Here is a 20,739-nt window from a genome sequence, read left to right on the forward strand (position 1 = left end):
GACCTTTGCGAGGCCTACAGGGACGGTTCCGGGGTGTTGCGTTACATGTTACGTGAGTGGGGGACGATGGTCAATCAGCGTTGGGCGTTCTACGAGCAACACTTCGGCCCGGACCGGCTGAAACACTATCTCTCCGAAGCGCGCGGAGACACTGCGAGGGCGGAGGAGCTCTACCAGTGGAACGTCGAGGCTGCTTCGGCGTTCTGGGGTTCGCTCGGACACCTCGAGGTGGCACTGCGCAACACCATCGATGCCCGCATGTCAGACCGGCACGCGCAACTCGGGCGCGCGAGCCATTGGATCTCGGACGACCATCGTGAGTTCGGTCGCAGAAACCCACCCACTAAGCATCGGTACCCGTACGTCGACGTTGACACCGCGAAGAGGCGCGTCACAAAGAACCAGAAGCCGGTTACGCCAAGCCAAGTCATCTCGGAGATCTCCTTCGGGTTCTGGCACCAGATGGTCTCCCAGAGTCAGATGCGGTTCTGGCCGGACATCGCGACCGGGTTCCCACACGCTCCTGACAGAGCGCAGGACACGGTGCAAGAGCCTGTCAGTCGGCTTCGCGACCTTCGCAATCGCATCGGGCACCACCACCGCATCTGGTCGCAGGACCTTCAAGGTCGATATGACGACATCCTGCTTGTTACAAGCTTCATCGATCCTGACCTGAGCAGCTGGGTCGACGCGCAGTCGGCTGTACCAGGGGTGTTGGCGGTCAAGCCCGTGTAGCTTCTCCGGCCGACGAGCGCGAATCGCTCACCGGCGCGTAGCCACGTTGTCGCCACGTTCGCGTTCTCATGCGGCCGTTTGCGAACTGACCGGACTGGGCTGTCGTGCCTTCGTGCCATGATCCGTTTCAGTGCCGCAGTGTTGCGACAGGAAGCGAGGGGCCATGTCCATCCAGATCACACACGTCCGTTTCGGGGGGACTCGGAAGACGGAGGACGAGATCGTCTCATACAAAATGGAAGAGCGAGCAGACGGGCGAAGTCAAGCACAGCGACAAGCCCACCTTGGTTGCCTGGATCGACAACGGAGGGAAGGCCTACGTCGGCGCTGGGAGCGCTCGTGTAGCAGTCGGGGTTGTCAGGCCGCAAAACGGGCAGCCGTACCTGCGTACTCATGCCGACGTCAAGTGGACTAACAACCTGGTCAGCCTCCTGACCTTCTGAACCATGAGCTTCCACAAGCCTTAAGCGCTAGCCCCATCGCCGGATGCCCCAAGCGGCCGCGTGCGTTCACGCACCCATCTAGGGGCACGCAACCGGACATATGTCAGGAACCTGACATAACGTTGATTATCGGGGTATCCGGTACCGCTTGGTTGCTCTTGCGACCGTCGGCCGCCGCGGCGGGTGAGCTGTCGAGAGCCCAGTTCTCGATCATCGGGATAACTGCCCAATGAGGGGATGTTTCGATCTCCCAACTGAGGAACCTCGATCGTTTCGTTGCTTCCTGGCATAAATCGTGAAACGGTCGGCTCGACCGAATCACATTATGGGGGAATCAGTTGAAAACGAGACTTCTGACCCGTGCTGCACTCTCTGCCGCGGTTCTGACGATCCTTGCTACCGCCGCGGTAACTCCTGCATGGGCGAGTGGCACCGCAGCACAGCCGTGCAGTATCGATGAGAAGCAAGCTGGAGATTGTGCACCTTACCTCGCATCTGCTGACGAGGATCCGGTAGAGGCAGCCGTTCGGCAGCTGGTGGCGCAAGGCGAAAGCGCTGGAGCTACAGCATTCGTCGAGAAGAAGTCAGCCAACCTTGACAGCGCGTCCGCCGCGGACCTTCGAGCAGTTCTGGCCGAAGCGACGGCCTCGGAGTCTACGGATGTCAGCCGTGGCGGAGTGCAGGCTGATGCTCTACGTGCCCCCGCAATCCGAGACGGGCGAGTGATCGGGAAAATCTGGTACCTGGACGAGAAGCTCGACTACGGATATTGTCGTCCCGACGGAACCGGCTGTGGGCCGGTCGTAGGCGCCGTTCAACTTAAATTCTCGTACAATATCAACGAGTATCCCACTGTCACTCTTGATGGTGAAGTCCGCGCAATCGCCGGTTCACTCATTGAGGTCAATCCGCTGGAGTGCAAGACCTACTACGAGCTCCCCCTCTTTGACCAGGTTCTGCACGATTGGAATAACTGTGACAGCGCACAGTTTCGAGGGATGGGAACAGGCCCGCTGATCTTCGAGGAAAACTACCAGCACGGCTCGGCGCCCGGCACGAAGTACCACGTCGAGCTGAGTGGGAAGATCACGACCTACCATGATCCCGGTCAGCCACTGTGGTTCCTGCGAAACAGCCACACCTACACCGTCGTTCACACGGGCACATCGGGCGCGACGTTCTGAGGGTATCCGGGGGGCTCGACTTCAGGTCGAGTCACCCGGATAGTGTGTCCAGATGAATCATCGCGAACTACAGATCGAGAGAAAGCGTCTGTTGAACGCCTATCTCGACGTTCTCAACGACCCCTCACGGTTTTTGGACCTCGTTCTTCGCCTCCCAACCGGCGATCACCTGAGCGAAGCAATCGAGCACGAGTATCGCTTCGACACAGCGATTGCCCAAGCCGTCTCCTCCTTAGGCATCCAGTACTTCACTCCCGAGAAGGTCCAGCGCGTCCGAGATGAACTAGCTCAGCTAAACCGTGCTCTCGGTGAAGCCGAAGACCGCCCCAGCAGCAGATTTTGACTGAACGCTCCGGCGAAGGTCATGGTGCGCCGCCACCTGTCGCCGTTGTCGGTCACGACCAACGAAGCTCGTGGACGCCGGCAACGCGCAGCTCGTCGATCAGGCGTCGGCGTGGACGTCGACGAGATCGAAGTCGATACCGGCCAGGCGCAGCGCTGTGCAGGTGTTCGTGCACTTCGTGCAGCCCTCGGCCCCGTACACCGTGACATGAATGCTCATCGCCCGTGATCCTCTCTGCGGTCCTCGGCCGTTCAGCCGATGCTTCGCCATCAGCTGATACTTGCCGCCCGCGCGTCGGCTCGGAGCGGGTCAAGGACTGGCCCCGCCGGGATTCCGCAGGAATCCGCGCAGCACCCTTGAGGCGTTCCGAGCCGACGCGCTCCCCCGCTGCCGCCGGCGCCGGCAGCTCAAGTAGTTGACACGTCCGTGTCACTCTGTCTTGATCTATGGCAACACGCGGCGTGTTACTCGCGACTCGCTCGGTCTATGGCTGGTGTCGCGGTATGACCGACCGTCGTCTCCCGTGGGGTTCGCGTGAGAACCCAGGGAGCCGGGGTTGGGCGATCAAGCGGGTTCGAAGGACCGGCTCAATCAGCTCGCCCAGCACGCCGGCGTCTCGAACGCCGTGCTTCTAGAGGAGGTCATCGACCACCTCGAAGAGAAGCGGAACGAGCGCGGGCTGCCGACCTGGTGGTCGGAGCAAGAGCTCCCAGTCGGGGAGCTGCCTACGAAGGAAGGCGTACCAAGCAGCGATGGAGGCGATTCTGTTGAGTCCCGCTCGCCGCCACAATGTCGGGTCCTGACGGCTCGCCCGACATCGAACAGTCGCGTCAGATTCCGTCGAGGGTGGGCGGCAGCGCGAACACCAACTCGTCGATCTCTTCGCCGCGGGCGGGGGCGTATGCCCGCTGCTGTCGGATCTCGCTGAAGCCGCTCTTGGTGAGTACGGCGATGGATGCCGCGTTGTCGGCGGCGACCCGGGCATAGAGCGGGCGCTCCGCTTCGCGGGCGACGAGCAGGCGCAGCGCGGCCGAGGCGACACCGCGACCTCGGGCGTGGCGGGTGATCCAATAGGTGACCTCGCGATCGCCGTCGACGGTGAAGGCCGCGGCGGTTCCGGCGAAGCCGCCGTCATCGGTCACGACGAACATCGAGACCCGGTCGTCGGCGCGGTGCCGCTCGAGCCACGCATCGAACGCGGCGCGGTCGGAGGGGTCGTCGGCAGTGAAGGCGGCCTGGGCGACGGCATCCGGGTCGCGCATCATCTCGAAGACGGCATCCGCGTCGTCATCGTCGAAGGGGCGGAGATCCACGTGAGTCACACCGGCACGCTACGCGGATGAAATCCGTCTCATTTACGGGTATCGGTGCGCGGCGAAGATCAGTACAGTTATCCCGTCACGCATCGCGTGACGTATCCGGGGGGATCCGTCGACGCCCGGGCGCTGCATTTCTGGCACGCAGCCCGGGCGTCGAATGGGGGAGTGCCCCGACGCTCAGCCGGCAGGAAGCAGCTGCGTACGCAGCTCGTCGATGTCAGCTGCCACGGCGATCGCGCCGTTCGCCTCCTCGGGAGTGCTGAAGCCCCACGACACGAAGATGACCGGCACGTCGTTCGCGGCGCCGCCCTCGACGTCGTGGTGACGGTCGCCGATCAGCACCGGCCGCGAGACGTCGATGCCGTCGGCGGCCAGGCGTCGGAGAGCCTCCGCCACGATGTCCGACTTCGAGCTCAGCGTCTTCTCGTCGCTCGTGGCCCCGACGATCTCGCGCAGGCGCGGTGCGAGGCCGAAGTGCTCCATCAGCGCGCGCACCTGGATCTCGGGCTTCGAGCTCGCCGTCGACTGCGGCACCCCTGCTTCATCCAGCTCGACCATGAGGTCGGCGACGCCGGGGTAGAGGCGTGCGCCGGTCGTGTAGCCGTCGGCCTTGCCGAGCACGCGGTAGAACGACACCGCCTCGGTCGCCTTCTCGGGCGTCATCCCGAGGTTCGTCTGGAACGACTCGTGCATCGGCGGGCCGATCCAGTGGATGAGCTCGTCGTGCGTCGGGGCCGGGTGGCCGAAGTGCGCGAGCGTGATCGTGAGGCGGCGGAGGATGCCTTCGGACGCATCGACGACCGTGCCGTCGATGTCCCACAGCACGCAGGAGAACGGCGATCGGGTCATAGGTCCCACCCTACGTGCGCGATGACACGGAGTACGGCGTGAGGGTGCCGTCGACCATCTCCAGCACGCGGTCGCAGTGTCTTGCCGGCGGGCTGTCACCTACGGGGGACGAGGTCAAAGGTCGCCGTGCACGCCCCTGTCGAGTACCCCGATGACTCCCGCGATCACATCGTCGGCGTCGACCCCGTGCTCCACGAGCTGCATGCCGGCGTTGATGACGCCCTGCACGAGGGCCGCCCGGGTTGCGGCATCCGGGATTCCCAGCTCTTCGAGGAGGTGACGCAACGGCGCCGTCAGGGCGTCGTGCATCGCCATGATCGCCTCGACGTTCTTCGGCGAGATGTCGGTCTGCTGGAGGCCCGTGGCGAGCGTGTGCTTACCGTCGGCCGTCATCCGGATCGTCGCGGTGACGTAGGCGTGCAGGCGAGCGCGGCCGGGGGCTGCGGCATCCATCGCGGCCTCGAGCTCCGCACCCCATTCCTCGAACGCCTGCATCGCGATCGCGGCGAGGAGGTCGTCCTTGGAGGGGAAGTACTCGTAGAAGCTCGACCGGGACAGGCCCGCCCTTTCGCACACCGAACGCGGAGTGATGGCGGCGACGCCGGCCTCGGCGATGATCGCCTTCGCCGAGGCGAGGAGCGCTCCGTGTTGAGCGACGCGGTGCTCTGCGACGGTCGCAGCGGTGATCTTCGGCACCGCCCCATTATGGGTCTCGCTCATGAGGCCCGCCGGGGTGGCTATGCGGGTGGCGGGAATGTCTCGCGGCTCCCGCGCGCTGACATCCTCATGACGACATCCAGCACGTCCTCAGCCCACGCTTCCGGCACCTTCCGCATCGGCGGCGACCTCGAGGTCAACCGCCTCGGCTACGGCACGATGCAGCTCACCGGCCCCGGCGTCTGGGGTCCGCCGAAGGATCACGACGAGGCGATCCGCGTGCTCAAGCGCGCCGTCGAGCTCGGCGTGAATTTCTTCGACACCGCCGACTCGTACGGCCCCTACGTCGCCGAGGAGCTCCTCAAGGAGGCGCTGCACCCCTACGGCGACGACGTCGTGATCGCGACGAAGGCCGGCCTCACGCGCACTGGGCCCAACGAGTGGCCGCCGCTCGGGCGCCCCGAGTACCTGCGCCAGGAGGCCGAGATGAGCCTTCGCCGCCTCGGACTCGACCGCATCGACCTCTTCCAGCTGCACCGCATCGACCCGCAGGTTCCCCTCGAGGACCAGGTCGGCGAGCTGAAGAAGCTCCAGGACGAGGGCAAGATCCGCCACATCGGACTCTCCGAGGTCACCGTCGATCAGGTGAAGGCCGCGCAGCAGATCGCCACGATCGTGTCGGTGCAGAACCTCTACAACCTGCAGAAGCGGGATGCCGAGGAACTCCTCGACTGGTCGACGGAGCAGGGCATCGGCTTCATCCCGTGGTTCCCGCTCGCGACCGGCGGCCTGACCGGTGCCGACTCGCCGCTCAGCGAGCTCGCCGAGCGCAAGCAGGCATCCCCCGCCCAGATCGCCCTCGCGTGGCTGCTCAAGCGCTCGCCGGTCATGCTGCCGATTCCGGGCACCTCGAGCGTCGCGCACCTCGAGGACAACCTCCGCGCCGCCGAGATCGAGCTGACCGACGACGAGTTCGAGGAGCTGTCGAAGCTCGGCTCCTGACGGCTCGCGGTTGCGGGCGCGTCGCGTCAGAACAGGCGCGGCGCGCCCGACTCGATGCCCTTCATGGCGTCGTAGTCGAGCGTGACGCAGCGGATGCCGCGGTCGGTGGCGAGCACCTTCGCCTGCGGCTTGATCTCCTGCGCCGCGAACACCCCGGTGACGGGCGCGAGGTGCGGGTCTCGGCCGAGCAGCTCGAGATAGCGCGTGAGCTGCTCGACACCGTCGATGTCGCCGCGGCGCTTGACCTCGACGGCGATCGTTCCGCCCGCGGGATCGCGCAGCAGCAGGTCGACCGGTCCGATCGCGGTCGGGAACTCGCGGCGGACCAGCGTCAGGTCTTCACCGATCACCTCGACCTGCTCGGCGAGCAGGCGCTGAAGATCGGCCTCGACGCCGTCCTTGATGAGACCGGGGTCGACGCCGAGCTCGTGGGACGAGTCGTGGATCATCTCGTAGATGCGCACGACGAGGGTGTCGCCCGACTTCGCGTGGGTCACCCGCCACTGCTCGACGACCTGCTCCTCGACATCCGGGTCGTCCTCGGGCGTCTCGACCGTGAGCGTGCACGGCGGGCTCATCCAGTTCAGCGGCTTGTACGACCCGCCGTCGGAGTGCACGAGCAAACTTCCGTCGCCCTTATGCACCAGCAGACGGGTGGCGAGCGGAAGGTGAGCATTGAGGCGCCCCGTGTACTGGACGGAGCAGCGGGCGATGACCAGACGCACCCGTCGAGCCTAAGCGCTGTCGCTGGCGGCGGCGGCGTCGTCGGCGTCGGCGACGGAGAGCTCGTAGATGATCTCGAGACCATCCTCGTCATCCCACTGCTCGCCGCGCTCGACGAACCCGTAACCGTCGATGAGCGCTCGTGACGCGACATTGTCAGGGCTGATCGTCGCGCGCACCGTGCGCACATCGGGGTGGCTGCGTGCCACGTCGAGCAGGGTCTCGAGAGCCTGTCGTGCATAACCGCGGCGCCGCAGCGCGGGGTCGACGCGATACCCGACTTCGACCATGCCGCTGGCATCCGGCGGGCCGTGGAAGCCGGCCACGCCGACGGCGGCGTCGCGCTGGGGATCGATGATGAGCCGGGTGATCCACGGAGCGTCACCAGGCGCGTTCCCGACCTGTGCGCTGCGGTGCCGCCAGAGCCAGTCACATTCCGGGCCTGTGAGGAACGGGTTGGCGTAGATCGGGTCGAGGTTCGCCGTGTCACCTGCCCCGAGGGCATGGAGAACCTGCTCGGGGATCATGTCGAGGTGGACGCCGGTGTCGGATGCCGGGAGGTACCAGGGCTGTGTGGAGATCGTCATCGCGGATGATCCTGGCAGAGTGCCGGCGCGGGCGCGCGCCCGCGTGTTCAGCCGATATGCGCAGCGACGGTCGGGATGAGGATCGGCGCGTTGACGGCGGCGTGAAGCACCATGCAGGCGACGAGGTTGCGGCGCCAGAGGTACAGCACGTAGATCGCCACGGTTCCGCTCGCGTGGTAGAGCAGCCACTCGGGTCCGAAGGTGAACAGATGTGGCACGACGAAGAACGGAAGCGTCGTGGCGACCGCGACCCAGCGTCGCCCCGTGAGCTCGGTCAATCGTTCGAGGGGATAGCCGCGGAACAGGATCTCTTCGCAGATCGCAGCGCTCAGGATCATCGCGACGACCACCAGGATCGGGAGCGCCGCGATGGTGGCGGAGCCGGTGTCGGGTGCGTTCTGCGGACGGATGAGCTGCGCGAGCCAGCTCCAGGCCATGGCGCCACCGAAGAAGATGAGTGCCCACTCGAGGTCTTTGCCAGTCGGCCGCACGATGCGCAGAGACGACAGCCCGCGCCGCTCGACACCGAACACCCACGCGAGGACGAGCGCCGTCGCGAGGCAGTTCCAGAAGATCGAGGCCGCCGGTCCCGCGAGCCCGATCGCCGCGAGCGGGGGGCGCGGGTCGGCTCCGACGGCGCGAAGCACCTCCGGTAGCCACATCGGTGACCACGCGAGACCGATGCCGACCAGGACGGTCGTCCAGGCGAGCGCGCGGGGGCGGGGCGGTTGCGGCCGTTGCGGCTGGTGCCGGGGCTCTGGCGGTGTCGCGTTCGTCGGTGCCGTGGCGGGGTTCGATTCCGATTCCACGACATCAGAGTAACCGCTCTAGAGTTGCTGCTCTAGTAAAGCTTCGCGGGCTAGGGTGGCTCCCGTGCCACGCCGTCGCGATCCTGAACGCTTTGAGGAGCGGCGTGCCGTGATCCTGGATGCGGCGGCCGCCGAGTTCGCCGCATCCGGATACGCGGCCGCCACCACTGCGTCGATCCACCGTCGCGCGGGCGTGTCGTCGGGCACGCTGTTCCACTACTTCCCGACGAAGCTCGACCTCCTGGTCGGAGTGCTCGAGGCCGGGCGCTCCGAGACGGAACGGGCGCTCGCCGAGATCACTGAGCGGGCAGCGGGTATGGATGCCGTTCTGGCCTATGCCGCGCACCTCGAGGCGGAGCTCGCCGACGAGTTGTACCCCGGGCTCGTCCGGGCGATCGGCGACGTCGAACGGCTCGAGCCCGTCCGCGAATCGCTCGCCGCCGAGACCGCGGCGATCGACGACTTCCTCACGCAGTACCTCGCGCAGGCTCTCGATGCAGACCCGGCGAGGTGCACCGGCCAGGCTCGCGCGATCCGCTGGCTCTTCGACGGAGCCGCAGCCGACGCGCTCGCCGCGCCCGTCCCCACCGGGTTGCTTGTCGACGCGGTGCGCGCCCTGCTTCGCGGCATGGGGGTGCCGCTGCCGCGGTTCTGAGCTACCGCGCCGGCATCTGCCGGTTGTCCCGTCGTCAGGCTCACCTGCCGTTGAAGCCCCGCGGGCCGTCAGCGAGCACGGTTGAGCCTGTTGACCGGGCGGGACCGGCTCGGCTCACACGACCCCGACTCGTCCGTCAGGCCATCTGCCCCCGCCCGCTTCACCGCTCCGCCGAGGTCCCAGTTGGGCCGGAATGGCGACGGGATACCCGGCCAAACTGGGACCTCGCGGCGCGGTGAAGCGGCGCGGACCTCGCGCGACGGGTCAGTGGCGGCCGGCGCCGACCTTGGCTCCGGGCAGCGGCTTCGCGGCCGACGAGGCGAGACCGGATGCCGCGACGAGCACCACCAGGATGAACAGCGTCGGCAGCAGGCCGATGTGGTCGCTGATGAATCCGAGGATCGGCGGTCCGCACAGGAACGCGACGTAACCGATCGTCGCGGCGGCGCTCACGCGGGCGGCCGCGCGGGCGGGGTCGTCTGCGGCGGCCGACATCCCGAGCGGGAAGCCGAGCGACGCCCCGATGCCCCACAGTGCGGCTCCCACGAAGACGAGCGGCAGGTTCGGGGCGAGGATGAACAGCAGGATGCCGGCTGTCGCGGCGACGGCGAGCACGCGCAGCGTCGCGACGCGGCCGAAGCGGTCGACGAGGGGTCCGCCGAAGACGCGAACGACGGTCATCGACACGCTGAAGACGGTGAGGGCCGCGGCGCCGATGGCGGCGGTTCCGCCCTCGTGCTCGACCACGCCGAGCGCGAGCCAGTCGTTCGCACCGCCTTCGGCGAAGGCCATGCCGAGCATGATGATGCCGAGCGTGTAGGTGCGCGGCTCGCGCCAGGCCGAGAGCGACACCGCGAGTCGCTGACGCCACCCGGGCGCGGGGCCGTCGGCGGCCGCCTCCGGCGCCGCGACGTCGGCGGCGACGGCATCCGTCACCGCGCGGCGGGGGACGTTCGCAATCGCGACGATCGCGAGCACGACGATGAGTGCGGCGATGGTCACGGCGTGGATGGCGACGCCGATGTGCAGGCTCGCGGCGATCGCGCCGAGCCCTGCGCCGATCACGGTGCCGAAGCTGAAGAAGGCGTGGAACAGCGGCAGGATCGTCTTGCCCGACTGCGTCTCGATGGCGGCACCGTCGACGTTCATCATGACGTCGAGGCATCCGTTGCCGAACCCGAAGAGCGCGAGCCCGACGATGAGCATGGCGTAGGAGTGGAAGAAGCCGCTGCCGAGCCCGAGGATCGCGAGGCCGATCGACAGGGTGATCAGCACCCCGAACATGCCGGTGCGGGTGCCGAGCCGGGCGATGATGACGGAGCTCGCGGAGAGCCCGAGGATCGAGGCGATCCCCATCGCGAGCAGCGCCAGTCCGATCTCGCGGTTCTCGATGCCGAGGTCTTCCTTGATCGTGGGTACGCGCGCGGCCCAGGTGGCGATACTCAGGCCGCTCGCGGCGAAGATCGCGAAGACGGCGTTGCGCCAGCGCAGGTAGACGGAACGGGAGAGCACATCGGTCACCGGGTCAGCGTACCGAATCGATTCGACGTTGCACTACGGCCAGGTACGATCGGGGCGTGAACGCACGTCGGCCCACCATCTCGGACGTCGCGCATGCGGCCGGGGTCTCGCCGTCGACGGCATCCGTCGTCTTCAGCGGCAAGACGCCCGTCAGCGAAGCGACCCGCGCGAAGGTCCTCGCGGCCGCCGCCGAGCTCGGATACCTCGGACCCGACCCGCGCGCGGCGTCGCTCCGGCGCGGACGCAGCGGGATCATCGGGGTGGTCAGCGGCGGGCGGCTCGGCAGCGTCTTCGGCGACCCCGTCATGCGGACGACGATGGACGCGCTCGCCGACGCGGTCGCCCCGATCGGCGCCGGACTGCTGCTGCTACGCGAGGGCAGCGTCGTCGCGGGCGAGCCGACGCTCATGACGGCTCCCATCGACGCCGCCGTGCTGATCGGATGCAGCGCGCTGCTGCGCGACCACCTCGCGAGCGTTCGGGCCCGTGGCATCCCGGTCGTCGTCATCGAAGGCGACGGGGGCGAGGGGGTGCCCCGGATCGCGCTCGACAACCGCGAGGCGCAGCGCCTCGCAGCCGAGCACGTGCGCGATCTCGGGCACACGAACGTCGTCGCGGTGACGATGCCGGTGCGGTGGGGATCGGAGTCGGGCTGGCTGTCGCGCGACGACGAGAGCACGACGTCGGTCGACGTGGTGGCCGACCGGCTCGCCGGATTCCGCGACGTGTTTCCGGATGCCGCTGCCTACGCCGCCGGGGACAGCTCGATCGACGCCGGCGCGGCAGTCGGACGCGCGCTCTTCGCGGGCGACGGCCCGCATCCGACGGCGGTCATCGCGCAGAGCGATCTGCTCGCGGTGGGTGTGCTGCGCGCTGCGGAGGAGGCCGGGCTGCGGGTACCGGAGGATGTCAGCATCACGGGCTTCGACGGCATCGTGGTCGACGGTCTCGCGCCCTACGAACTGACCACACTCGTGCAGCCGGCGTGGCAGAAGGGGCGAGCCGCCGGCGAGGCTGTGGCAGCGCTCCTAGCCGGAGACACGCCCGACTCGCAATGGTTCACGAGTACGTTCCGTCTGGGGAACACGACGGGGCCGGTTGCTGTCAAGTCTTAGCCGATCGACCGTAGACCGGCATCCTGTCGGTAAGATGGGTGACACGACCCCCCACGCCCAGAGGAGGCCTGTTGCTGATCTTCCTCGGTGCGTTCGCGGTTCTTCCGTTGGTTCTGCCGTGGTTGATCAAGCGGATCGGCGCCCGCGCATTCTTCGTCGCAGCACTCCTGCCCATCGCAGCGTTCGTCGACGCGGCCCGTCGCGCTCCTGAGGTTCTGAGCGGAGGCATTCCGTTCGAGTCATACGCCTGGATCCCTCAGCTCGACATCGCTCTGTCGATGCGGATGGACACCCTCGCGTGGATCATGACGCTCATCGTCACCGGCGTCGGTGCGCTCGTGATGATCTACTGCCGCTGGTACTTCGACGGCAAGAAGGTCGGCGTCGGGCAGTTCGCGGCCGTGCTGCTCGCCTTCGCCGGCGCCATGTACGGACTCGTTCTCACCGACGACATCGTCGTGCTGGTGATGTTCTGGGAGATCACGAGCGTTCTCTCCTACCTGCTCATCGGGTTCTACAACGGCCGAGGAGCGAGCCGCCGTGCGGCGCTCCAGGCGCTTCTGGTCACCACCCTCGGCGGTCTCGTGATGCTGATCGGCGTCGTGATGCTGGTCGTGCTCTACGGCACCACGAGCCTGAGCACGATCGTCTCCTCCCCAGCACCGGAAGGTGCGCTCCTCAGCATCGCGATTGCTCTCACGCTCGTCGGTGCCCTGAGCAAGTCGGCCATCTTCCCCTTCCACTTCTGGCTGCCCGGCGCCATGGCCGCGCCCACCCCGGTCAGCGCCTACCTCCACGCCGCAGCGATGGTGAAGGCCGGCATTTATCTGATCGCCCGTCTCGCGCCCGCCTTCGCGCACGAGGACCCGTGGCGTCCCATGGTCATCGGGCTCGGCGTTTTCACGATGCTGCTCGGAGGTCTGCAGGCCCTGCGCGAGTCCGACCTCAAGCGCATCCTCGCCTTCGGCACCGTCAGCCAGCTCGGCATGCTGACGGTCGTTCTCGGCTATGGCGAGCGCAACTCCGCCCTGGCCGGCCTGGCGCTGCTCGTCGGCCACGCGCTGTTCAAGTCGTCGCTGTTCCTCGTGGTCGGCGTCATCGACCGACAGCTGTCGACCCGCGACATCCGTGAGCTCTCGGGAGTGGGGCGCCAGGCGCCGACGCTCGCGGTCTTCTCGATCATCGCGATCGCCTCGATGGTGGGCGTGGCACCGACCATCGGCTTCGTCGCGAAGGAAGCCGCGCTCTCGTCGCTGCTCGAGGGGGGCACGGATCCGCTCGCCCTCGCACCGCTGATCGGCATCGTGCTCGGCTCGCTGCTCACCACGGCTTACGGCGCACGCTTCGTGTGGGGCGCGTTCTTCACGAAGAAGGATGCCGCAGGCGCGACTCTGCCTCGCACGGAGTGGCCCGATCCGCCGATCGGATTCCTCGCCGCCCCGGTGCTGCTGAGCGGCCTCACCGTCGTCGGGGGCATCGCCGCACCGTTGCTCGATGCCGCGTTCTCGGGCTACGCCGCCACGATGCCCGAGGCGGCGGGAGCCGACGGCTACGAGTACCACCTCGCCCTCTGGCACGGTTTCGAACCCGCGCTGTTCCTCTCGGTCGGCAGCATCCTCGCCGGTCTCGTGCTGTTCTGGTTCGTCGGGCGGCGCCCGGGCACGCAGCGTCGCTGGCTGCCCTTCACCGCCGTCGACGCCTACAACGGGACGGTTCGCGCCATCGTGCGGACCTCGGTGTGGACGACGTCGCTCACTCAGCGAGGGTCGCTTCCGGTCTACGTGGGCACGATCTTCGTCGTGTTCGTCGCGGCCGAGGGCACGGCGCTCATCGCGCACGGCGGCTGGCAGGCCGATCTCGCCGCGTGGCACTCGCCGATGCAGGTCTTCGTCGCGCCCATCATGATCATCGCGGGCATCATCGCGGTGCGGGCCCGCAAGCGTTACACCGGAGTCGTGCTCGTGTCGGTGACGGGGCTCGGCATGGTCGCGCTCTTCGCGTCGGCCGGTGCGCCCGACCTCGCGCTGACGCAGATTCTGGTCGAGACGGTCACGCTCATCGCCTTCGCGCTGGTGCTGCGCCGCATCCCCTCGCGGATGGGCGACCACAATGCCTCGGTCTGGCCGATCGGGCGCGCGCTGCTGGGCATCGGCGTCGGTGCGACGATGGCGCTCGTGGCGATCGTCGCGACCAGCGCCCGTGTCGCCGAGCCCATCTCGACCGCGTTCCCCGACCTCGCGTACGAGATCGGTCACGGCAAGAACGTCGTCAACGTCACCCTCGTCGACCTGCGCGGCTGGGACACGATGGGCGAGCTGTCGGTGCTGATCCTGGCGGCGACGGGTGTGGCCTCGCTCGTCTTCGTGACGCATCGCTCCGACACGCTCTCTCGTGCGATCTCGTCGCTGCCCACCGGCGCGCTGCGCACGCGCCGTCCGCTCGTCGAGACGTCAGAGGGGCCGCGGCCCCGCGCCGGATCGGGATCGTCGCGGCAGGCTTGGCTCGTGGGCGGGCAGAAGCTCCGCCCCGAGACGCGTTCGATCATGCTCGAGGTGATCGTCCGCATCCTGTTCCACACGATCATCGTCGTGTCGCTGTATCTGCTCTTCGCCGGCCACAATCTGCCGGGCGGCGGCTTCGCCGGCGGACTCGTCGCGGGGATGGCGCTCGTCATGCGCTACGTCGCGGGCGGACCGTACGAGCTCGGGGCTGCCGCTCCGACGGATGCCGGGCGACTGCTGGGCGTCGGGATGGCGCTGGCTGTCGGTACCGCGGTCGTGCCCCTCTTCTTCGGTGCGCCCGCCCTGACGAGCACGTTCTGGGAGGCGGAGCTGCCCGTTCTCGGCCACGTGGAGTTCGTCACCTCGACGATCTTCGACGTCGGCGTCTACCTCGTGGTCATCGGGCTCGTCCTCGACGTGCTCCGCTCGCTGGGCGCGGAAGTCGACCGGCAGCGCAAGGAGCGAGAGGAGCTCGCCCGATGAACGTCTCACTGATCCTGATCATCATCATGGGCGTGCTCTTCGCCGCCGGCGTCTACGCGATGCTCGAGCGCAGCCTCACCCGCGTGCTGATCGGCTTCCTGCTGCTCGGCAACGCGGCCAACCTGTTCCTCCTCGTCGTCATGGGGGCGCCCGGTGTCGCGCCGTTCTACGGCTCGGCCGATGACCCTGCCGAGTTCAGCGACCCGCTGCCGCAGGCGCTGACCCTCACGGCGATCGTCATCACCTTCGCCGTCTCGGCTTTCCTGCTCGCCCTGATCTACCGTTCCTGGCAGCTCGGTCAGGCCGACACGGTCGAGGATGACGAGGCCGACCTCGCCGTGCGCGATCGCATGGCCGAAGACGAGGAGGCGATGGAGCAGGAGATCACCGACGAAGACGACGACGCGACGACCGACTTCGTCGGCGACCAGACGTCACCCATCACCGTGCTGCACTCGCGCGACTTCGACGCGCTGCGCGACGACGCGCCCACCGATCGCCCCGGAGGAGACCGATGAGCGCCCTGGTTCCCCTCCTCGTGACGCTGCCCCTGCTGGGGGCCGCGGTCGCCCTCATCTTCGGTCGCCGCCGCCGCATCCAGGTCGGGGTCTCGATCGTCACGCTCACCGCGACGCTCGTGATCGCGGCGGTGCTGCTGAACGTCATCAACGCCACCGGCGTGCCGATCGCAGTCTCGGTCGGCGGGTGGCCGATCCCGTTCGGCATCGTGCTCTACGTCGACCGGCTGGCCGCGCTGCTGGTCGTCGTCTCGAGCGTCGTCCTGCTCGCGGTCCTGCTCTTCTCGGTCGGCCAGGGCGCCGCCGACGGTGACGATGAGACGCCGGTCTCGATCTTCCACCCGTCGTACCTCATCCTCTCGGCGGGCATCTTCAACGCCTTCATCGCGGGCGACCTGTTCAACCTGTACGTCGGATTCGAGATCCTGCTCGTCGCGTCGTACGTGCTCATCACGCTCGGGTCGACCGAGTCGCGCATCCGCACGGGCGTCGTCTACATCGTCGTCTCGCTGGTGTCGTCGATCCTGTTCCTGTCGGCGATCGCGGCGATCTACGGCGCGCTGGGCACCGTGAACATGGTGCAGCTCTCGCAGCGGATGACGGAGCTGCCGCAGGAGACGCAGCTCGTCCTGCACCTGCTGCTGCTGCTCGCGTTCAGCATCAAGGCCGCCGTCTTCCCGCTGTCGTTCTGGCTGCCCGACTCGTATCCGACGGCGCCCGCTCCCGTCACCGCGGTGTTCGCGGGGCTGCTGACGAAGGTCGGCGTGTACGCGATCATCCGCACCGAGACGGAGATCTTCCAGGACAACAGCGTCAACACGCTGCTGCTGATCGTCGCGCTGGCGACGATGATCGTCGGGGTGCTCGGCGCCGTCGCGCAGGCCGAGCTCAAACGCATCCTGTCGTTCACGCTGGTCAGCCACATCGGCTACATGATCTTCGGCCTCGCCATAGCCACGCCGGCCGCCGTCGGCGCGACGATCTACTACATCGTCCACCACATCGTCGTGCAGACGACCCTCTTCCTGGCGGTCGGTCTCGTTGAACGACGGGCCGGGTCGACCTCGATCCTGAAGGTGAAGGGCCTCATGCGCGCGGCGCCGCTGCTGGCCGTGCTCTACTTCATCCCGGCGATCAACCTCGGCGGTCTCCCGCCCTTCTCCGGCTTCATCGGCAAGTACGCGCTGTTCGACGCGGCCGCCGACGAGGGCAGTCCGCTGATGTACGTGCTGATCGTCGCGGGCATCATCACCTCGCTCCTCACGCTCTACGCCCTGATGCGCGCCTGGAACCTGTCGTTCTGGCGCGAGAAGGACGAGGTCGGAGAGGGCGAGAGCGAGACCGACGCGCGCATCGCCTACCTCGGGGATGCCGAAGGGGCCGACGTTCAGACCGAGAAGCGCGTCATCCCGCGCATCATGACGACCGCGACGGCCGGAATGGTCGCCGTCACGGTCGCGCTGACCGTGTTCGCCGGACCCCTGTACGACCTCTGCGCCGCCATCGGAGAATCGCTCCTGCAGCCGGTCACGATCAGTCAGCTCGAGCAGGAGGTGCAGTGATGATGGGCGACGCCAAACGCAACGCTGCGACCGCGCTCTGGCGACAGCTGCCGTTCTTCGTCTGGCTCGTCGCGCTGTGGATGCTGCTGTGGGGTCAGTTCACCGTGCTCGCGGCGCTGACCGGCATCGTGGTGGCCCTCTTCGTGACGCGCGTGTTCCGGCTGCCGCCGGTCGAGCTGTCGGGCCGGGTCAACATCTGGTGGGGCGTCGTCTTCTTCCTCGAGTTCCTCCTCTCGCTCGTCAAGGGATCGCTGCTGGTCGCCTGGCAGGTCATCGATCCGCGCCGTCAGCCGGGCGCCGCGATCATCGCCGTGCCGCTGCGCACCGATGACGACCTGATCATGACGCACGTCGCGGTGACGGCATCCCTCATCCCCGGCTCGCTGATCATCGACATCGACCGCGACCGCCGAATCCTGTACGTGCACGCCATCGGCATCCGCACGCAGGAGCAGCTCGAGCACCAGCGGCGCGAGATCCAACACTGGGAGGAGCGCATCGTCCGAGCGGTCGGATCGAAGGAACAGGCGCACCAGCTGTCGGACCTGCGGAGGGAGCGCTCATGACCTGGCTCGTCGTCGTCATCTCGGTCGTGTTCGCGGTGTCCGCGCTGCTGACGCTGTGGCGCATCATCGTCGGCCCGTCGATCCTCGACCGCGCGGTCGCCTCGGATGTGCTGCTGACGCTCGTGATCTGCGCGCTCGGCGCCGAGATGGCGATCAACCATCACACCCGCACCCTGCCCGTGCTGCTGATCGTCGCCGCGGTCGGCGTGTTCGGTTCGATCTCGATCGCGCGCTTCGTCGCGCGGAAGGACAACACGGACGCCTCATGAGCATCACCGACGTCATCGCCCTCGTGCTCGTCCTCATCGGGGCGCTGCTGTGCCTCACGGCGGCGATCGGGCTGCTGCGTTTCCGCGACGTACCCACCCGCCTTCACGCCGCCACGAAGCCCCAGGTCCTCGGCTTCATCCTCATCTGCATCGCCGTGGGGGTCTCGCTGCACTCGTGGCCGGTCGTGGCCTTCCTCGTGCCGGTGGCGCTGATCCAGCTCGCGACGGCGCCGCTGTCGGCCCACATGGTCGGACGTCAGGCGTACCGCAACAAGACGCTCGACGGTGAGTCGCTCTTCGTCGACGAGTTCGCCGACGCCCCGGCTCCGAGCGACACCCGCGACTGACCCGCTAACCGGCGAGCGAGTCGAGGTGACGGTCGAGCACCCGGTCGACATCGACGGCCGGCTCGGTCGACGACGTCCAGATGAGGTGCAGCGCCAGCCCGTCGAGGAGAGCGTGCAGGCGCTCCGTTTCGAGCACCGGATCGATGTCGGCGCCGAGACCTCCCGTCTCCCCGAGCTCGCTGATCACGGCGGCACAGACGCGATGGACGCCGTCGTGCAGCTCGCGGGCGTGGCCCTGCAAGCCGTCATCGGTGAGGGCGAGCCGGCTCAGCTGCAGCTGAACCAGGAGCTCGGTGCGCCGCGAATCGTCGAGCGGCAGCAGCTCGCGCATCCAGCGCATCGCCCGCTCGCGCCCCTGACCGGTCACGGCGAGCAGACGGGCCGTAACGTTCTGTTGGAGGCGCTCGAAGCAGAATCGGCGTAGCTCATCCTGCGTGGGGAACGCCCGACGAAAGGATGCCGTCGCGATTCCCGCCTCGTCGGCCACCCGCCGCACCGACAGCGCTGCGACCCCGTCGCGGGCGAGCACTCGGAACGCGGCCGCGGCGATCTCGTCGTTGCGGTGGTCGTGGTCGATCAGGCGGGGCATGTCATCATCATCCCGCAGCGACCGGAGCGCGCTTAGGCCACACGGAGTAGCTGATCGCCCAGAGCAGGTCGATTCCGACGATCACCCCGAGGATCGGGAAGAACCCGAGCAGCTCAGAGGTGCGGTCGGCGTCGCCGACGAGCAGGATGAGCCCGCCGAGGATCGCAGCCGCGATCGCGGCTGCGAGCAGCGTGCGCGGCACATCCTTCCAGCAGGCGATCGCGTATGCGGTGCCGTACAGCGCGGGGCGCGGCGCCGCGCCCCGGAAACGCGTGGCGACCTTCGCATCGGCCCAGGCGATCATCCGGTGTCCGTAGGCGACCGAGATGCCGATGTAGAGCGCCGCCAGCCCGTGGTGCCAGGAGGCCGTCCCGCCGCCGAGCAGATCGACCGCGACGAGCAGCAGCAGGACGAGGTCGATCAGTGGCGCGGCGAGGAGCAGCATCGCGCCGAGGCGGGGTCGGTTGAACGCGTAGCGGGCTACGAGGCCCGCGATGATCGCAACCCAGAATCCCACCTCGCAGGCGATGATGGCGGCCAGGATCATGGTCGAGTCCTCTCATTTCGGCGAATGGAGCGATGTTAGCACGCTCGTGTTACTAAAACCGGCGCCCTTTCGTCGCCCACCGAGGCCGGAAGTCGTATTGACTGAAGACATGACGCACGCCCCGCCTGACGCCCGGGTCTCATCCGTCGAGGCCGCTCCCGCGGTCGTGGTGCCCGTGCACCGATCGTGGGAGAACCTCGCGCGGCAGGCCATCGTCGCGGCGTTCGTCGTCGGAGCGGCCATCGCGAGCGCCGCCGTGCCGTGGCTCCCCGTGACGGATGCGGCGAGGATGTGGCAGGGAGCGGCGCTCGCCGTCGTGCTCCTCGTCCTCGGCGCGCTCATGGCGCGATGGCCGGCGCTGCGGCGTGCGGAGCTCGTCATCCCGATCGGCGACTTCATCGCGATCGGCCTGCTGCGGTTCGGCACGGGTGACACGCAATCGGTGTTCCTCGCGATCGTCGTCCTCCCCGTCATCTGGATCGCTGCCGGACCGGGGCGCTGGCGCATCGTGCTCCCGCTCGTCGGTGTGTGCGTCACGCTGCTGCTGCCGCTGGTGCTCGCGCCCGACCAGGTGCTCACCGTGAGCGAGCTCGTTCGACTGATCATCGCCGTACTCGTCTACGCTGCAGCGGGCGCCGTCGTGAACGAGCTGTCGCGCCGCTCGCTGCAGAAGCTCACGGCGTCGCAGTGGCACCGGCGTCTGGCCGAGGCCGAGGTGTCGCAGGCTGCCGTCGTCCAGCGGTCTCTGCAGCCGGTCGACGGGTCGGATCTGCCGGCGCGCTTCCGGGTGGCCGGCGCGTGCGTCCCGGCCCGCACCGTGGGCGGCGACTTCTACGACTGGTACGCCACCCCCGACGGCGGCACCGCCTTCACCCTCGGCGACGTCATGGGCAAGGGGGTCGGTCCCGGTATGATCGCCGCCGCCGTCCGCACGGTCATTCGGAGCAACGTCGACGATCCCGACCCCGCCGCCGCACTCCGCCGCGCCGCGATCGGTCTCAACACCGGTCCGACCGACACGATCGGAGCCCAGTTCACGACGTGCTTCCACGCGCGCATCAGCCCCGATGGGATGCTGCGGTGGGTCGATGCGGGTCACGGCCTCACCGTGATCCGTCGCGCGGACGGCACCAGCGAGTTCCTCCGCTCGGGCCACCTTCCGATCGGCGTCGGGACCAGCTGGACGAGCGATGAGCTCTCGTTGCGCCCCGGTGACAGCGTCATCAGCGTCAGCGACGGCGTACTCGATCTGTTCGGCGGATCGCTCGACTCCATCGACCGCTATCGCGACTTCGTCAGCAGCCGGCCCGATATCGACACCGTCGTCAGCGAACTCGTCGCTCGGGCCGCCGGAAGCGAACAGGAGGATGACGCCACCGTCATCGCCGTGACCTGGGGCACGGCCTGATCGCCGG

23 protein-coding genes are annotated in these 20,739 nt (G+C 67.9%); 13 read left to right on the forward strand and 10 right to left on the reverse strand.

Annotation, left to right across the window (positions count from 1 at the left end; genetic code table 11):
• The first annotated feature begins 66 nt into the window (after window positions 1-66).
• From P6897_RS00505 to P6897_RS00515, 3 genes are all read left to right on the forward strand, one after another.
• Complete coding sequence (locus tag P6897_RS00505) at window positions 67-735, forward strand: Abi family protein (RefSeq protein ID WP_282501779.1); 669 nt, start codon at window positions 67-69, stop codon at window positions 733-735.
• Between the two features lie 781 nt (window positions 736-1,516).
• Complete coding sequence (locus P6897_RS00510; protein ID WP_282501780.1) at window positions 1,517-2,362, forward strand: hypothetical protein; 846 nt, start codon at window positions 1,517-1,519, stop codon at window positions 2,360-2,362.
• Between the two features lie 52 nt (window positions 2,363-2,414).
• Entirely contained in the window at window positions 2,415-2,705 is a 291-nt protein-coding gene (locus P6897_RS00515; protein ID WP_282501781.1) for a hypothetical protein, read from the forward strand.
• A 99-nt stretch (window positions 2,706-2,804) separates the two neighbouring features.
• Here P6897_RS00515 and P6897_RS00520 read toward each other — a convergent pair whose 3' ends face one another.
• The 4 genes from P6897_RS00520 to P6897_RS00535 form a co-directional block, all read right to left on the reverse strand.
• Window positions 2,805-2,924, reverse strand: a complete 120-nt coding sequence (locus P6897_RS00520; RefSeq protein ID WP_282501782.1) for a glutaredoxin domain-containing protein — start codon at window positions 2,922-2,924, stop codon at window positions 2,805-2,807.
• Between the two features lie 611 nt (window positions 2,925-3,535).
• Window positions 3,536-4,027 carry a GNAT family N-acetyltransferase gene (locus P6897_RS00525; RefSeq protein WP_282501783.1) on the reverse strand — a complete coding sequence of 164 codons (492 nt, stop codon included), beginning with the start codon at window positions 4,025-4,027 and terminating at the stop codon, window positions 3,536-3,538.
• Between the two features lie 174 nt (window positions 4,028-4,201).
• Entirely contained in the window at window positions 4,202-4,873 is a 672-nt protein-coding gene (locus P6897_RS00530) for an HAD hydrolase-like protein (protein WP_282501784.1), read from the reverse strand.
• Between the two features lie 114 nt (window positions 4,874-4,987).
• Window positions 4,988-5,569 carry a TetR/AcrR family transcriptional regulator gene (locus P6897_RS00535; RefSeq protein ID WP_282501785.1) on the reverse strand — a complete coding sequence of 194 codons (582 nt, stop codon included), beginning with the start codon at window positions 5,567-5,569 and terminating at the stop codon, window positions 4,988-4,990.
• Window positions 5,570-5,659: 90 nt separating this feature from the next.
• Here P6897_RS00535 and P6897_RS00540 point away from each other — a divergent pair, with 90 nt between their 5' ends.
• Window positions 5,660-6,532 carry an aldo/keto reductase gene (locus P6897_RS00540; RefSeq protein ID WP_274179067.1) on the forward strand — a complete coding sequence of 291 codons (873 nt, stop codon included), beginning with the start codon at window positions 5,660-5,662 and terminating at the stop codon, window positions 6,530-6,532.
• A gap of 26 nt (window positions 6,533-6,558) precedes the next feature.
• Here the strand turns inward: P6897_RS00540 and nucS are convergent, their stop codons facing one another.
• The 3 genes from nucS to P6897_RS00555 are packed head-to-tail and all read right to left on the reverse strand — an operon-like array spanning window position 6,559 to window position 8,651.
• Window positions 6,559-7,257: an endonuclease NucS gene (nucS, locus tag P6897_RS00545; RefSeq protein ID WP_091501312.1), complete on the reverse strand. Its 699-nt coding sequence runs from the start codon at window positions 7,255-7,257 to the stop codon at window positions 6,559-6,561.
• Window positions 7,258-7,266: 9 nt separating this feature from the next.
• Window positions 7,267-7,842: a GNAT family N-acetyltransferase gene (locus P6897_RS00550; RefSeq protein WP_274179066.1), complete on the reverse strand. Its 576-nt coding sequence runs from the start codon at window positions 7,840-7,842 to the stop codon at window positions 7,267-7,269.
• Between the two features lie 47 nt (window positions 7,843-7,889).
• Window positions 7,890-8,651, reverse strand: a complete 762-nt coding sequence (locus P6897_RS00555) for a CPBP family intramembrane glutamic endopeptidase (protein WP_274179065.1) — start codon at window positions 8,649-8,651, stop codon at window positions 7,890-7,892.
• Between the two features lie 109 nt (window positions 8,652-8,760).
• Between P6897_RS00555 and P6897_RS00560 the strand changes: the two genes are divergently transcribed.
• Complete coding sequence (locus P6897_RS00560; protein WP_274179064.1) at window positions 8,761-9,306, forward strand: TetR/AcrR family transcriptional regulator; 546 nt, start codon at window positions 8,761-8,763, stop codon at window positions 9,304-9,306.
• Window positions 9,307-9,570: 264 nt separating this feature from the next.
• Here the strand turns inward: P6897_RS00560 and P6897_RS00565 are convergent, their stop codons facing one another.
• Window positions 9,571-10,827, reverse strand: a complete 1,257-nt coding sequence (locus tag P6897_RS00565; RefSeq protein ID WP_274179063.1) for an MFS transporter — start codon at window positions 10,825-10,827, stop codon at window positions 9,571-9,573.
• Window positions 10,828-10,883: 56 nt separating this feature from the next.
• Here P6897_RS00565 and P6897_RS00570 point away from each other — a divergent pair, with 56 nt between their 5' ends.
• The 7 genes from P6897_RS00570 to mnhG all read left to right on the forward strand — a co-directional run bounded on the left by P6897_RS00570 (window position 10,884) and on the right by mnhG (window position 18,188).
• Window positions 10,884-11,942, forward strand: a complete 1,059-nt coding sequence (locus tag P6897_RS00570; protein ID WP_282501786.1) for a LacI family DNA-binding transcriptional regulator — start codon at window positions 10,884-10,886, stop codon at window positions 11,940-11,942.
• Between the two features lie 71 nt (window positions 11,943-12,013).
• Entirely contained in the window at window positions 12,014-14,926 is a 2,913-nt protein-coding gene (locus P6897_RS00575) for a Na+/H+ antiporter subunit A (RefSeq protein WP_274179061.1), read from the forward strand.
• On the forward strand, window positions 14,923-15,444 hold the full coding sequence (locus tag P6897_RS00580) for a Na(+)/H(+) antiporter subunit C (RefSeq protein ID WP_269266802.1): 522 nt from the start codon (window positions 14,923-14,925) through the stop codon (window positions 15,442-15,444). The genes P6897_RS00575 and P6897_RS00580 overlap by 4 nt, the downstream gene beginning before the upstream one ends.
• Window positions 15,441-17,006, forward strand: a complete 1,566-nt coding sequence (locus P6897_RS00585) for a Na+/H+ antiporter subunit D (RefSeq protein ID WP_274179060.1) — start codon at window positions 15,441-15,443, stop codon at window positions 17,004-17,006. The genes P6897_RS00580 and P6897_RS00585 overlap by 4 nt, the downstream gene beginning before the upstream one ends.
• Window positions 17,006-17,572, forward strand: coding sequence for a Na+/H+ antiporter subunit E (locus P6897_RS00590; protein ID WP_114587495.1), 567 nt, complete (start codon window positions 17,006-17,008; stop codon window positions 17,570-17,572). The genes P6897_RS00585 and P6897_RS00590 overlap by 1 nt, the downstream gene beginning before the upstream one ends.
• Window positions 17,569-17,841, forward strand: coding sequence for a monovalent cation/H+ antiporter complex subunit F (locus P6897_RS00595; protein ID WP_114587494.1), 273 nt, complete (start codon window positions 17,569-17,571; stop codon window positions 17,839-17,841). Before P6897_RS00590 ends, P6897_RS00595 begins: the two co-directional genes overlap by 4 nt.
• On the forward strand, window positions 17,838-18,188 hold the full coding sequence (mnhG, locus tag P6897_RS00600; RefSeq protein WP_112615611.1) for a monovalent cation/H(+) antiporter subunit G: 351 nt from the start codon (window positions 17,838-17,840) through the stop codon (window positions 18,186-18,188). Before P6897_RS00595 ends, mnhG begins: the two co-directional genes overlap by 4 nt.
• A gap of 4 nt (window positions 18,189-18,192) precedes the next feature.
• Here the strand turns inward: mnhG and P6897_RS00605 are convergent, their stop codons facing one another.
• Both P6897_RS00605 and P6897_RS00610 read right to left on the reverse strand, forming a co-directional pair.
• Window positions 18,193-18,777: a TetR family transcriptional regulator C-terminal domain-containing protein gene (locus P6897_RS00605; RefSeq protein ID WP_274179059.1), complete on the reverse strand. Its 585-nt coding sequence runs from the start codon at window positions 18,775-18,777 to the stop codon at window positions 18,193-18,195.
• 7 nt (window positions 18,778-18,784) lie between these two features.
• Window positions 18,785-19,324 (reverse strand): hypothetical protein, encoded by a 540-nt coding sequence (locus tag P6897_RS00610; RefSeq protein WP_274179058.1) that lies wholly within the window; start codon window positions 19,322-19,324, stop codon window positions 18,785-18,787.
• A gap of 109 nt (window positions 19,325-19,433) precedes the next feature.
• Here P6897_RS00610 and P6897_RS00615 point away from each other — a divergent pair, with 109 nt between their 5' ends.
• Complete coding sequence (locus tag P6897_RS00615; RefSeq protein ID WP_274179057.1) at window positions 19,434-20,732, forward strand: PP2C family protein-serine/threonine phosphatase; 1,299 nt, start codon at window positions 19,434-19,436, stop codon at window positions 20,730-20,732.
• The last annotated feature ends 7 nt before the right edge of the window (window positions 20,733-20,739 follow it).

This window comes from Microbacterium sp. BDGP8 (genome assembly GCF_029991045.1).
GTDB lineage: Bacteria > Actinomycetota > Actinomycetes > Actinomycetales > Microbacteriaceae > Microbacterium > Microbacterium plantarum.